This window comes from Streptomyces sp. NPDC002671, assembly GCF_053592475.1.
Genome location: NZ_JBSFVU010000013.1, coordinates 216,127 through 227,591 on the forward strand (window position 1 = coordinate 216,127; position 11,465 = coordinate 227,591).

The 11,465-nt window shown below is 65.9% G+C and carries 22 protein-coding genes and 1 pseudogene; all 23 read left to right on the plus strand.

The features are described 5' to 3' along the window. Positions 1 to 6 precede the first annotated feature (6 nt). The gene (rplV, locus tag ACWD35_RS22035) at positions 7 to 354 is read left to right on the plus strand and encodes a 50S ribosomal protein L22 (protein WP_019329637.1); all 348 of its coding nucleotides are present in this window, start codon (positions 7 to 9) and stop codon (positions 352 to 354) included. Further along, positions 354 to 1,172, plus strand: coding sequence for a 30S ribosomal protein S3 (gene rpsC / locus ACWD35_RS22040; RefSeq protein WP_399178220.1), 819 nt, complete (start codon positions 354 to 356; stop codon positions 1,170 to 1,172). The genes rplV and rpsC overlap by 1 nt, the downstream gene beginning before the upstream one ends. A gap of 5 nt (positions 1,173 to 1,177) precedes the next feature. Further along, on the plus strand, positions 1,178 to 1,597 hold the full coding sequence (gene rplP, locus ACWD35_RS22045) for a 50S ribosomal protein L16 (protein ID WP_004927269.1): 420 nt from the start codon (positions 1,178 to 1,180) through the stop codon (positions 1,595 to 1,597). Then, positions 1,597 to 1,821: a 50S ribosomal protein L29 gene (gene rpmC / locus ACWD35_RS22050; RefSeq protein ID WP_030174543.1), complete on the plus strand. Its 225-nt coding sequence runs from the start codon at positions 1,597 to 1,599 to the stop codon at positions 1,819 to 1,821. Before rplP ends, rpmC begins: the two co-directional genes overlap by 1 nt. Continuing rightward, entirely contained in the window at positions 1,821 to 2,105 is a 285-nt protein-coding gene (gene rpsQ, locus ACWD35_RS22055; protein ID WP_014674375.1) for a 30S ribosomal protein S17, read from the plus strand. Before rpmC ends, rpsQ begins: the two co-directional genes overlap by 1 nt. A 100-nt stretch (positions 2,106 to 2,205) precedes the next feature. Continuing rightward, the gene (gene rplN / locus ACWD35_RS22060) at positions 2,206 to 2,574 is read left to right on the plus strand and encodes a 50S ribosomal protein L14 (RefSeq protein WP_003998823.1); all 369 of its coding nucleotides are present in this window, start codon (positions 2,206 to 2,208) and stop codon (positions 2,572 to 2,574) included. Positions 2,575 to 2,576: 2 nt separating this feature from the next. Further along, entirely contained in the window at positions 2,577 to 2,900 is a 324-nt protein-coding gene (gene rplX, locus ACWD35_RS22065; protein ID WP_402631495.1) for a 50S ribosomal protein L24, read from the plus strand. Beyond that, positions 2,900 to 3,457, plus strand: a complete 558-nt coding sequence (rplE, locus tag ACWD35_RS22070) for a 50S ribosomal protein L5 (RefSeq protein WP_152888007.1) — start codon at positions 2,900 to 2,902, stop codon at positions 3,455 to 3,457. Before rplX ends, rplE begins: the two co-directional genes overlap by 1 nt. Positions 3,458 to 3,462: 5 nt before the next feature. After that, positions 3,463 to 3,648 (plus strand): type Z 30S ribosomal protein S14, encoded by a 186-nt coding sequence (locus tag ACWD35_RS22075; protein WP_003948630.1) that lies wholly within the window; start codon positions 3,463 to 3,465, stop codon positions 3,646 to 3,648. A 212-nt stretch (positions 3,649 to 3,860) separates the two neighbouring features. Continuing rightward, positions 3,861 to 4,259, plus strand: coding sequence for a 30S ribosomal protein S8 (gene rpsH / locus ACWD35_RS22080; RefSeq protein WP_007384075.1), 399 nt, complete (start codon positions 3,861 to 3,863; stop codon positions 4,257 to 4,259). Positions 4,260 to 4,283: 24 nt separating this feature from the next. After that, positions 4,284 to 4,823, plus strand: a complete 540-nt coding sequence (gene rplF, locus ACWD35_RS22085) for a 50S ribosomal protein L6 (RefSeq protein ID WP_451352983.1) — start codon at positions 4,284 to 4,286, stop codon at positions 4,821 to 4,823. A gap of 3 nt (positions 4,824 to 4,826) precedes the next feature. Next, positions 4,827 to 5,210 (plus strand): 50S ribosomal protein L18, encoded by a 384-nt coding sequence (gene rplR, locus ACWD35_RS22090; protein ID WP_020941679.1) that lies wholly within the window; start codon positions 4,827 to 4,829, stop codon positions 5,208 to 5,210. Between the two features lie 41 nt (positions 5,211 to 5,251). Continuing rightward, on the plus strand, positions 5,252 to 5,857 hold the full coding sequence (gene rpsE, locus ACWD35_RS22095; protein WP_007494753.1) for a 30S ribosomal protein S5: 606 nt from the start codon (positions 5,252 to 5,254) through the stop codon (positions 5,855 to 5,857). Then, positions 5,857 to 6,036, plus strand: coding sequence for a 50S ribosomal protein L30 (gene rpmD / locus ACWD35_RS22100; RefSeq protein WP_052580766.1), 180 nt, complete (start codon positions 5,857 to 5,859; stop codon positions 6,034 to 6,036). Before rpsE ends, rpmD begins: the two co-directional genes overlap by 1 nt. Before the next feature lie 2 nt (positions 6,037 to 6,038). Next, positions 6,039 to 6,494 carry a 50S ribosomal protein L15 gene (gene rplO / locus ACWD35_RS22105; RefSeq protein WP_451352984.1) on the plus strand — a complete coding sequence of 152 codons (456 nt, stop codon included), beginning with the start codon at positions 6,039 to 6,041 and terminating at the stop codon, positions 6,492 to 6,494. Positions 6,495 to 6,697: 203 nt separating this feature from the next. Then, positions 6,698 to 8,011 (plus strand): preprotein translocase subunit SecY, encoded by a 1,314-nt coding sequence (secY, locus tag ACWD35_RS22110; protein WP_451352985.1) that lies wholly within the window; start codon positions 6,698 to 6,700, stop codon positions 8,009 to 8,011. Then, positions 8,011 to 8,673 (plus strand): adenylate kinase, encoded by a 663-nt coding sequence (locus ACWD35_RS22115; RefSeq protein ID WP_451352986.1) that lies wholly within the window; start codon positions 8,011 to 8,013, stop codon positions 8,671 to 8,673. Before secY ends, ACWD35_RS22115 begins: the two co-directional genes overlap by 1 nt. A 100-nt stretch (positions 8,674 to 8,773) precedes the next feature. Continuing rightward, entirely contained in the window at positions 8,774 to 9,610 is an 837-nt protein-coding gene (map, locus tag ACWD35_RS22120) for a type I methionyl aminopeptidase (protein ID WP_451352995.1), read from the plus strand. A gap of 153 nt (positions 9,611 to 9,763) precedes the next feature. Continuing rightward, on the plus strand, positions 9,764 to 9,985 hold the full coding sequence (gene infA / locus ACWD35_RS22125) for a translation initiation factor IF-1 (RefSeq protein ID WP_004927214.1): 222 nt from the start codon (positions 9,764 to 9,766) through the stop codon (positions 9,983 to 9,985). A 59-nt stretch (positions 9,986 to 10,044) separates the two neighbouring features. Continuing rightward, entirely contained in the window at positions 10,045 to 10,158 is a 114-nt protein-coding gene (gene rpmJ / locus ACWD35_RS22130) for a 50S ribosomal protein L36 (protein ID WP_003998809.1), read from the plus strand. 193 nt (positions 10,159 to 10,351) lie between these two features. Continuing rightward, the gene (rpsM, locus tag ACWD35_RS22135) at positions 10,352 to 10,732 is read left to right on the plus strand and encodes a 30S ribosomal protein S13 (RefSeq protein WP_451352987.1); all 381 of its coding nucleotides are present in this window, start codon (positions 10,352 to 10,354) and stop codon (positions 10,730 to 10,732) included. A gap of 65 nt (positions 10,733 to 10,797) precedes the next feature. After that, positions 10,798 to 11,202, plus strand: a complete 405-nt coding sequence (gene rpsK, locus ACWD35_RS22140) for a 30S ribosomal protein S11 (protein ID WP_003956432.1) — start codon at positions 10,798 to 10,800, stop codon at positions 11,200 to 11,202. Positions 11,203 to 11,352: 150 nt separating this feature from the next. Then, positions 11,353 to 11,465 (plus strand): annotated as a pseudogene (locus tag ACWD35_RS22145) (DNA-directed RNA polymerase subunit alpha); the annotation flags it as partial.

Here is an 11,465-nt window from a genome sequence, read left to right on the forward strand (position 1 = left end):
ACAACCATGGAAGCCAGGGCCCAGGCGCGGTACATCCGCGTCACGCCCATGAAGGCCCGCCGCGTGGTGGACCTGATCCGTGGCATGGATGCCACGGAGGCTCAGGCTGTTCTGCGATTCGCTCCGCAGGCAGCCTCCGTGCCGGTCGGCAAGGTGCTCGACAGCGCCATTGCCAACGCCGCGCACAACTACGACCACACCGACGCCGACAGCCTCTACATCTCCGAGGCGTACGTCGACGAGGGTCCGACCCTGAAGCGGTTCCGTCCGCGCGCCCAGGGCCGTGCCTACCGGATCCGCAAGCGGACCAGCCACATCACTGTGGTCGTCAGCAGCAAGGAAGGAACCCGGTAATGGGCCAGAAGGTAAACCCGCATGGGTTCCGGCTCGGTATCACGACCGACTTCAAGTCGCGTTGGTACGCCGACAAGCTGTACAAGGACTACGTCAAGGAAGACGTCGCCATCCGTCGGATGATGACGTCCGGCATGGAGCGCGCCGGTATCTCGAAGGTTGAGATCGAGCGCACCCGTGACCGCGTGCGGGTGGACATCCACACCGCTCGTCCGGGCATCGTCATCGGCCGCCGTGGCGCCGAGGCCGACCGCATCCGCGGCGACCTCGAGAAGCTCACGGGCAAGCAGGTCCAGCTGAACATCCTCGAGGTCAAGAACCCCGAGACCGACGCTCAGCTGGTTGCCCAGGCCGTCGCCGAGCAGCTCTCCTCCCGCGTCTCCTTCCGTCGGGCCATGCGTAAGAGCATGCAGTCCGCCATGAAGGCCGGCGCCAAGGGCATCAAGATCCAGTGCGGTGGCCGTCTCGGCGGCGCCGAGATGTCCCGCTCGGAGTTCTACCGCGAGGGCCGTGTGCCCCTGCACACGCTCCGTGCGAACGTGGACTACGGCTTCTTCGAGGCCAAGACGACCTTCGGCCGCATCGGTGTGAAGGTCTGGATCTACAAGGGCGACGTCAAGAACATCGCCGAGGTCCGCGCCGAGAACGCTGCGGCCCGTGCGGGTAACCGCCCGGCCCGTGGTGGCGCCGACCGCCCGGCCCGTGGTGGCCGTGGTGGCGAGCGGCGCGGTCGCAAGCCGCAGCAGGCTGCCGGCGCCGAGGCCCCCAAGGCCGAGGCCCCCGCCGCTCCGGCTGAGAGCACCGGAACGGAGGCCTGACCGACATGCTGATCCCCCGTAGGGTCAAGCACCGCAAGCAGCACCACCCGAAGCGCCGCGGTCAGGCCAAGGGTGGTACGACGGTCGCGTTCGGCGAGTACGGCATCCAGGCCCTCACGCCGGCGTACGTGACCAACCGCCAGATCGAGGCGGCTCGTATCGCGATGACCCGCCACATCAAGCGTGGCGGCAAGGTCTGGATCAACATCTACCCGGACCGTCCGCTGACCAAGAAGCCTGCCGAGACCCGCATGGGTTCCGGTAAGGGTTCTCCGGAGTGGTGGATCGCGAACGTGCACCCGGGTCGGGTCATGTTCGAGCTGTCCTACCCCAACGAGAAGATCGCCCGTGAGGCCCTGACTCGCGCAGCCCACAAGCTGCCGATGAAGTGCCGGATCGTCAAGCGCGAGGCAGGTGAAGCGTGATGTCGGCCGGTACCAAGGCGTCCGAGCTGCGCGAGCTGGGCAACGAGGAGCTTCTGGGGAAGCTCCGCGAGGCCAAGGAAGAGCTGTTCAACCTCCGCTTCCAGGCGGCGACGGGTCAGCTCGAGAACCACGGTCGGCTCAAGGCCGTCCGTAAGGACATCGCGCGGATCTACACCCTGATGCGTGAGCGCGAGCTGGGCATCGAGACGGTGGAGAGCGCCTGATGAGCGAGAGCAACGTGACTGAGAACACCGAGGCGCGCGGTTTCCGCAAGACCCGTGAGGGTCTCGTCGTCAGCGACAAGATGGACAAGACCGTCGTCGTCGCCGTCGAGGACCGCGTCAAGCACGCGCTGTACGGCAAGGTCATCCGCCGTACGAACAAGCTCAAGGCGCACGACGAGCAGAACGCCGCGGGCGTCGGCGACCGCGTCCTCCTCATGGAGACCCGGCCGCTGTCCGCGACGAAGCGCTGGCGCGTCGTCGAGATCCTCGAGAAGGCCAAGTAATTCTCCTGCGAGGCACCCCTCGCAGGACAGTTCCGCCAGGCTCCACCGGGGCTGAGCAATCAGCCCCGGTGGGGAACCGGCAGACAAACAGGAGATAGACGTGATCCAGCAGGAGTCGCGACTGCGCGTCGCCGACAACACTGGTGCGAAGGAAATCCTTTGCATCCGTGTGCTCGGTGGCTCCGGTCGCCGCTACGCGGGCATCGGTGACGTCATCGTCGCCACCGTCAAGGACGCGATCCCCGGTGGCAACGTGAAGAAGGGTGACGTCGTCAAGGCGGTCATCGTTCGCACCGTCAAGGAGCGCCGCCGTCCGGACGGCTCGTACATCCGCTTCGACGAGAACGCCGCCGTCATTCTGAAGAACGACGGCGACCCTCGCGGCACCCGCATCTTCGGCCCGGTCGGCCGTGAGCTGCGCGAGAAGAAGTTCATGAAGATCATCTCGCTCGCGCCGGAGGTGCTGTAAGCATGAAGATCAAGAAGGGCGACCTGGTCCAGGTCATCACCGGTAAGGACAAGGGCAAGCAGGGCAAGGTCATCGCGGCCTTCCCCCGCGAGGACCGCGTCCTGGTCGAGGGTGTCAACCGGGTCAAGAAGCACACCAAGGCCGGCCCGACCGCCAGCGGTTCCCAGGCCGGCGGCATCGTGACCACCGAGGCCCCGATTCACGTGAGCAACGTTCAGCTCGTCGTGGAGAAGGACGGCAACAAGGTCGTCACGCGTGTCGGTTACCGCTTCGACGAAGAGGGCAACAAGATCCGCGTTGCCAAGCGGACGGGTGAGGACATCTGATGGCTACCACCACCACTCCGCGTCTGAAGACGAAGTACCGCGAGGAGATCGCGGGCAAGCTGCGTGACGAGTTCAAGTACGAGAACGTCATGCAGATCCCCGGCCTCGTCAAGATCGTGGTCAACATGGGTGTGGGCGACGCCGCCCGCGACTCCAAGCTGATCGATGGCGCCATCCGCGACCTCACCACGATCACCGGCCAGAAGCCGCAGGTCACCAAGGCCCGCAAGTCCATCGCGCAGTTCAAGCTGCGTGAGGGCCAGCCGATCGGTGCCCACGTCACGCTCCGTGGCGACCGCATGTGGGAGTTCCTGGACCGCACCCTGTCGCTCGCGCTGCCGCGCATCCGCGACTTCCGCGGCCTGTCCCCCAAGCAGTTCGACGGCCGTGGCAACTACACCTTCGGTCTCACGGAGCAGGTCATGTTCCACGAGATCGACCAGGACAAGATCGACCGCACCCGGGGTATGGACATCACCGTGGTGACCACGGCGACCAACGACGCTGAGGGCCGCGCGCTCCTTCGTCACCTCGGCTTCCCCTTCAAGGAGGCGTGAGCGAGATGGCGAAGAAGGCTCTGATCGCGAAGGCTGCTCGCAAGCCCAAGTTCGGCGTGCGTGGCTACACGCGCTGCCAGCGCTGCGGCCGTCCCCACTCCGTGTACCGCAAGTTCGGCCTCTGCCGCGTGTGCCTTCGTGAGATGGCTCACCGTGGCGAGCTGCCGGGCGTGACCAAGAGCTCCTGGTAATCCCTGCTTTTAGGGATTCCTGAAGCTCTCGGTAAGCATCTGGGTCGGCAGGGGCCCTTCTCCGCATGCCGTAGGCTTGCGGGGTTGGGCGTCTGCCGCGCCCGTACGACTTACTACGCCGTAGGTCCACCGCGCCGCACCCGCCCCGTCTCGGATCGGGGAGAGGGATGGCGCACCAGGAAACCCCGGCGAGAGAGGCCGAAGGCCAATTCATGACCATGACTGATCCGATCGCAGACATGCTTACGCGTCTGCGGAACGCGAACTCGGCATACCACGACTCCGTGACGATGCCGGCATCGAAGATCAAGTCTCACATCGCGGAGATCCTCCAGCAGGAGGGCTTCATCACGGGCTGGAAGGTCGAGGACGCCGAGGTCGGCAAGAACCTCGTTCTCGAGCTGAAGTTCGGCCCGAACCGTGAGCGCTCCATCGCGGGCATCAAGCGGATCTCCAAGCCCGGTCTCCGGGTTTACGCGAAGTCCACCAACCTGCCGAAGGTGCTCGGCGGCCTCGGCGTGGCGATCATCTCCACGTCCCACGGGCTCCTCACCGACAAGCAGGCCGGCAAGAAGGGCGTGGGTGGGGAAGTCCTCGCCTACGTCTGGTAGCGGAAGGGAACGGAGGAAACAGCTATGTCGCGTATTGGCAAGCTCCCCATCACGGTTCCCGCCGGCGTGGACGTCACCATCGACGGCCGTACGGTCGAGGTCAAGGGCCCCAAGGGCACGCTGACCCACACCGTCGTGGCGCCGATCGACATCGCCAAGGGCGAGGACGGCACCCTGCAGGTGTCCCGCCCCAACGACGAGCGTCAGAACAAGGCCCTGCACGGCCTGTCCCGCACGCTGGTGGCGAACATGATCACCGGCGTGACCCAGGGTTACGTGAAGAAGCTCGAGATCAGCGGTGTCGGTTACCGCGTTACGGCCAAGGGCTCGAACCTCGAGTTCGCGCTCGGCTACAGCCACCCGATCACCGTCGAGGCGCCCGAGGGCATCACCTTCAAGGTGGAGACCCCGACCCGCTTCCAGGTCGAGGGCATCGACAAGCAGAAGGTCGGCGAGGTTGCGGCCAACATCCGCAAGCTGCGCAAGCCCGACCCGTACAAGGCCAAGGGCGTCAAGTACGAGGGCGAAGTCATCCGCCGCAAGGTCGGAAAGGCGGGTAAGTAAGCCATGGCATACGGACAGAAGATCCTCAAGGGCGACGCCTACAAGCGCGCCGCGATCAAGCGCCGCCACATCCGGATTCGCAAGAACATCTCCGGTACGGCGGAGCGTCCGCGTCTGGTCGTGACCCGCTCCAACCGCCACATCGTGGCGCAGGTGATCGACGACCTCAAGGGCCACACCCTGGCTTCCGCGTCCACCCTGGACGCGTCGGTCCGTGGCGGCGAGGGCGACAAGTCCGCGCAGGCCAAGCAGGTCGGCGCCCTGGTCGCCGAGCGTGCCAAGGCCGCCGGTGTCGAGGCTGTCGTGTTCGACCGTGGTGGCAACCAGTACGCCGGGCGCATCGCCGCCCTGGCGGACGCCGCCCGCGAAGCCGGCCTGAAGTTCTGAGCCGGTTCCGTAGCTAGCGGAAACAGAGAGAGGTAATTCCAATGGCTGGACCCCAGCGCCGCGGTGGCGGTGCCGGTGGCGGCGAGCGGCGGGACCGGAAGGGCCGTGACGGCGGCGCTGCTGCCGCCGAGAAGACCGCGTACGTTGAGCGCGTTGTCGCGATCAACCGCGTCGCCAAGGTTGTGAAGGGTGGTCGTCGCTTCAGCTTCACCGCGCTGGTCGTGGTGGGCGACGGTGACGGCACCGTGGGTGTCGGTTACGGCAAGGCCAAGGAGGTGCCGGCCGCCATCGCCAAGGGCGTTGAGGAGGCCAAGAAGCACTTCTTCAAGGTCCCCCGTATCCAGGGCACCATCCCGCACCCGATCCAGGGTGAGAAGGCTGCCGGCGTCGTGCTGCTCAAGCCCGCGTCCCCGGGTACCGGTGTTATCGCCGGTGGTCCGGTGCGTGCCGTGCTCGAGTGCGCCGGTATCCACGACATCCTGTCGAAGTCGCTCGGCTCCGACAACGCGATCAACATCGTGCACGCGACCGTGGCGGCCCTGAAGGGCCTGCAGCGTCCGGAGGAGGTCGCGGCCCGCCGCGGTCTGCCGCTCGAGGACGTCGCCCCCGCGGCCCTGCTGCGTGCGCGTGCCGGGGCTGGTGCGTAATGGCTCAGCTCAAGATCACGCAGGTTAAGTCGTACATCGGCAGCAAGCAGAACCACCGTGACACCCTGCGCTCCCTTGGTCTCAAGGGCATCAACACGCAGGTCGTCAAGGAGGACCGCCCCGAGTTCCGCGGCATGGTGCACACCGTCCGCCACCTCGTGACGGTTGAGGAGGTCTGATCATGGCGGAGCAGAACCCGCTGAAGATCCACAACCTCCGTCCCGCCCCGGGCGCCAAGACCGCCAAGACCCGTGTCGGTCGTGGTGAGGCGTCGAAGGGTAAGACGGCCGGTCGTGGTACCAAGGGTACGAAGGCCCGTTACCAGGTTCCGGAGCGCTTTGAGGGTGGCCAGATGCCGCTGCACATGCGCCTCCCGAAGCTGAAGGGCTTCAAGAACCCGTTCAAGACGGAGTACCAGGTCGTGAACCTGGACAAGCTCTCCGCCCTCTACCCCGAGGGTGGCGAGGTCACCGTGGCCGACCTGGTCGCCAAGGGTGCCGTCCGCAAGAACAGCCTCGTCAAGGTCCTCGGCCAGGGCGAGATCTCCGTGGCGCTGCAGGTGACGGTGGACGCCGTCTCCGGCTCCGCCAAGGAGAAGATTGCCGCCGCCGGCGGCACGGTCACCGAGCTGGTCTGAGTCCCTCAGGGCGACGCTCGATGACGTAGACGATCCCGACCGGGGATACCCCACAATGGGGTATCCCCGGTTGGTCGTTCCTAGGGAGGCAGTGTCGCCGGTAAGGTGGCCTGCACTGTTCCATTTCTGTATCCGTTTCTGTATCCGTCGAACTTCAAGACCGTCACCCTTGACGCAGTTGCGCGGGGGTCGCAGGAGGCACCGTGCTCACCGCGTTCGCCCGGGCGTTCAGGACGCCCGACCTGCGCAAGAAGCTGCTCTTCACGCTGGGCATCATCGTGGCCTACCGGGTCGGTACCCACATCCCGATCCCCGGCGTCAACTACAAGGCCGTCCAGCAGTGTGTGACCGAGTCGGGTGCCAACCAGGGCCTGTTCGGCCTCGTGAACATGTTCAGTGGTGGCGCGCTGCTCCAGATCACGATCTTCGCGCTCGGGATCATGCCGTACATCACGGCGAGCATCATCCTTCAGCTGCTGACCGTGGTCATCCCGCGCCTGGAGGCCCTGAAGAAGGAGGGCCAGGCCGGCACCGCGAAGATCACGCAGTACACGCGTTACCTGACCGTGGCGCTCGCCATCCTGCAGGGCACCGGCCTCGTCGCCACCGCCCGCAGCGGCGCCCTCTTCAACGGCTGCTCGGTCGCCGGGAACATCGTTCCGGACCAGGCGATCTTCACCACGATCACGATGGTCGTCTGCATGACCGCCGGTACGTGCGTCGTCATGTGGCTCGGTGAGCTGATCACCGACCGCGGCATCGGCAACGGCATGTCGATCCTGATGTTCATCTCGATCGCCGCGACCTTCCCCTCCGCCCTGTGGGCGATCAAGAAGCAGGGCTCCCTGGCCGGCGGCTGGATCGAGTTCAGCACCGTCATCCTCGTCGGCCTGGTCATGGTCGCGCTCGTCGTCTTCGTCGAGCAGGCCCAGCGCCGCATCCCGGTGCAGTACGCGAAGCGCATGATCGGCCGCCGGTCCTACGGCGGTACGTCCACGTACATCCCGCTCAAGGTGAACCAGGCGGGTGTGATTCCCGTCATCTTCGCCTCGTCGCTGCTCTACATCCCGGCGCTGGTGGCGCAGTTCGAAGGGAGCAAATCGGGCTGGGCCATCTGGGTCAAGAACAACCTGACCAAGGGCGACCACCCGATTTACATCACTTCGTACTTCTTGCTCATCGTTTTCTTCGCGTTCTTCTATGTCGCTATCTCCTTCAACCCCGAGGAAGTAGCCGACAACATGAAGAAGTATGGTGGCTTCATCCCGGGCATCCGGGCTGGCCGACCGACCGCTGAGTACCTCAGCTACGTGCTCAACCGGATCACCTGGCCGGGTTCGCTGTATCTGGGTCTGATTGCTCTCGTGCCAACAATGGCGTTGGTCGGGTTCGGGGCGACGAACAACTTCCCGTTCGGCGGGACCAGCATCCTGATCATCGTGGGTGTGGGTCTTGAGACGGTGAAGCAGATCGAGAGCCAGCTCCAGCAGCGCAATTACGAAGGGTTCCTCCGCTGATGCGTATCGTCCTCGTCGGGCCGCCGGGTGCCGGTAAGGGAACGCAAGCCGTCCGACTCGCTGAGAAGCTGACCATCCCGCACATCTCCACGGGCGACCTCTTCCGGGCCAACATCAGCCAGCAGACCGAGCTGGGCAAGCTCGCGAAGTCCTACATGGACGCCGGCAACCTCGTCCCGGACGAGGTGACCATCGCGATGGCCAAGGACCGCATGGAGCAGCCGGACGCCGAGAAGGGCTTCCTGCTGGACGGCTTCCCGCGCAACGTCAAGCAGGCCGAGGCGCTGGACGCACTGCTGGAGACCGAGGGCATCAAGCTGGACGCCGTCCTGGACCTGGAGGTCCCGGAGGACGAGGTCGTGAAGCGGATCGCCGGCCGGCGCATCTGCCGTAACGACTCCTCGCACGTCTTCCACGTGACGTACAGCAAGCCGAAGAAGGACGGCGTCTGCGACGTCTGCGGCGGCGAGCTGTACCAGCGCGACGACGACCGCGAGGAGACCGTCCGCACGCGGCTGGAGGTCTACCACACGCAGACCGAGCCGATCATCGACTACTACAAGGCGCAGGGCCTGGTCGTGACGATCTCCTCCCTGGGGCCGGTGGACGAGATCACGCAGCGGGCGCTGGAGGCGCTCAAGCGCGAGAAGGCCGAGAAGTAGAGTCCCGGCCCTTCCGGCCGCGGTGCCCCTCCGGGCGCCGCGGCCGTACTGTTGTGTAGATATCCCAGCCCACGTGAGTGACGGAGAGCGCAGGCCCCCCATGGTGCAGATCAAGACCCCCGAGCAGATCGCCAAGATGCGTGCGGCGGGCCTGGTCGTAGCCGCCATTCACGCGGCCACGCGCGAAGCGGCGGTTCCGGGCGCCTCCACGAAGGACCTGGACGAGGTCGCCCGCAAGGTGCTCGCCGAGCACGGCGCGAAGTCGAACTTCCTCGGGTACGGCGGCTTCCCGGCGACGATCTGCACGTCGGTCAACGACGTGGTCGTCCACGGCATCCCCTCCGACGAGGTCGTCCTCAAGAACGGCGACGTCATCTCCATCGACTGCGGTGCGATCATCGACGGCTGGCACGGCGACGCGGCCTACACCGCCTTCGTCGGCTCCGGTCACTCGCCGGAGCTGATCGAACTCTCCCGGGTGACGGAAGAGTCCATGTGGGCCGGCATCGTCGCGATGAAGCAGGGCAACCGTCTGGTGGACATCTCCCGGGCGATCGAGACGTACATCCGCCGCCAGCCGAAGCCCGGCGGCGGCAAGTACGGGATCATCGAGGACTACGGCGGCCACGGCATCGGCACCGAGATGCACATGGACCCGCACCTGCTGAACTACGTCGAGCGCCGCCGCGGCAAGGGCCCCAAGCTGGTCCCCGGCATCTGCCTCGCGATCGAGCCGATGGTCTCCCTCGGCACCCCGAAGACCGAGGTCCTCCAGGACGACTGGACGGTCGTCACCCTCGACGGCACCTGGTCCTCCCACTGGGAACACTCGGTGGCTCTGACCGACCAGGGCCCCCTGGTCCTGACGGCTCCCGACGGCGGCAAGGCGAAGCTGGCCGAGTACGGCATCACGGCCGCCCCCGATCCGTTGGCGTAATGATCTCCCTCGTAGGGCAGACTTCCCCGATTCGTGTTTCCGGGTGCGCTGACGTAGACTGACTCGTCGGCTCTCGTGCACCCGCATGTCCGCATGCGCCCGCTAGGGAAAAGCGTGAGAGTCGATCAAGGTAGTCGATTCGAAGGGCGAAGCGTGGCCAAGAAGCAAGGTGCCATCGAGATCGAGGGCACTGTCGTCGAGTCTCTGCCGAACGCCATGTTCAGGGTCGAGCTCCAGAACGGCCACCAGGTCCTGGCACACATCAGCGGCAAGATGCGTATGCACTACATCCGCATCCTCCCTGACGACCGGGTCGTGGTGGAGCTGTCTCCGTACGACCTGACGCGTGGCCGGATCGTCTACCGCTACAAGTAGATCTTGCCCGCGCCCCGGGCCTCCCAGGGCGATGGCACTGACCCGGAGAACCTCACCCAATGAAGGTCAAGCCGAGCGTCAAGAAGATCTGCGACAAGTGCAGGGTGATCCGCCGTCACGGTCGGGTCATGGTCATTTGCGAGAACCCGCGCCACAAGCAGCGCCAGGGCTGACGCACGACCATCACCCTCTGCACCTCTATCGCAGAGACTTCGCGCGACGCGAGCTGAATATGTTCATACGCAGGACCCGAGCCAGCCAGCTCGACACCCCCGGTTCGGAGGCCGGGGACCCGGTTCGTACCTAGTACGGCGGCCGGGAGCCGGTCTTGCGGAAGACCTCCGAAGATTCACCAGGAGCCATTGAATGGCACGCGTTTCCGGTGTTGACATCCCGCGCGAAAAGCGCGTGGAGGTCGCCCTCACCTACGTGTTCGGCATCGGCCGGACCCTTTCGCAGGAGACGCTGGCTGCGACCGGCGTCGACCCGAACACCCGCGTTCGTGACCTGACCGAAGAGCAGCTGGTCGCGATCCGCGAGTTCGTCGACAACAACATCAAGACCGAGGGTGACCTCCGTCGCGAGATCCAGGCCGACATCCGCCGCAAGGTCGAGATCGGCTGCTACCAGGGTCTGCGGCACCGCCGCGGTCTGCCCGTCCGCGGTCAGCGCACCAGCACCAACGCTCGTACCCGCAAGGGCCCGCGTCGCGCCATCGCCGGCAAGAAGAAGCCGGGCAAGAAGTAGTCCGCAGCGGACACCTGTCCACGGTCTTCGCTGTAGGACCGACCACCTCCCGTAGGAGTTAGTAGATGCCCCCCAAGGGACGTCAGGGCGCTGCCAAGAAGGTGCGCCGCAAGGAAAAGAAGAACGTCGCTCACGGCCACGCGCACATCAAGAGCACGTTCAACAACACGATCGTCTCGATCACGGACCCGTCCGGCAACGTGATCTCCTGGGCCTCCGCCGGCCACGTCGGCTTCAAGGGCTCCCGGAAGTCCACGCCGTTCGCCGCGCAGATGGCCGCCGAGTCGGCTGCCCGCCGCGCCCAGGAGCACGGCATGCGCAAGGTCGACGTGTTCGTGAAGGGCCCGGGTTCCGGTCGTGAGACCGCGATCCGCTCCCTGCAGGCCACGGGCCTCGAGGTCGGCTCCATCCAGGACGTCACCCCGACCCCGCACAACGGCTGCCGCCCGCCGAAGCGCCGCCGCGTCTGACGCGTCGCGCTCCGCGCACTGCGGTCTCGGGCGGTACGGCTCCTTCGAGTCGTGCCGCCCGTACCCTTGCAGTACCCGCATTTTTCACAGGTGCGGTTTCCGTCGGACGTCAAATAGCGGGCGTCCACGAAAGAAGGATCTGATCCACACATGCTGATCGCTCAGCGCCCCTCGTTGACCGAAGAGGTCGTCGACGAGTTCCGCTCCCGGTTCGTGATCGAGCCGCTGGAGCCGGGCTTCGGCTACACCCTCGGCAACTCCCT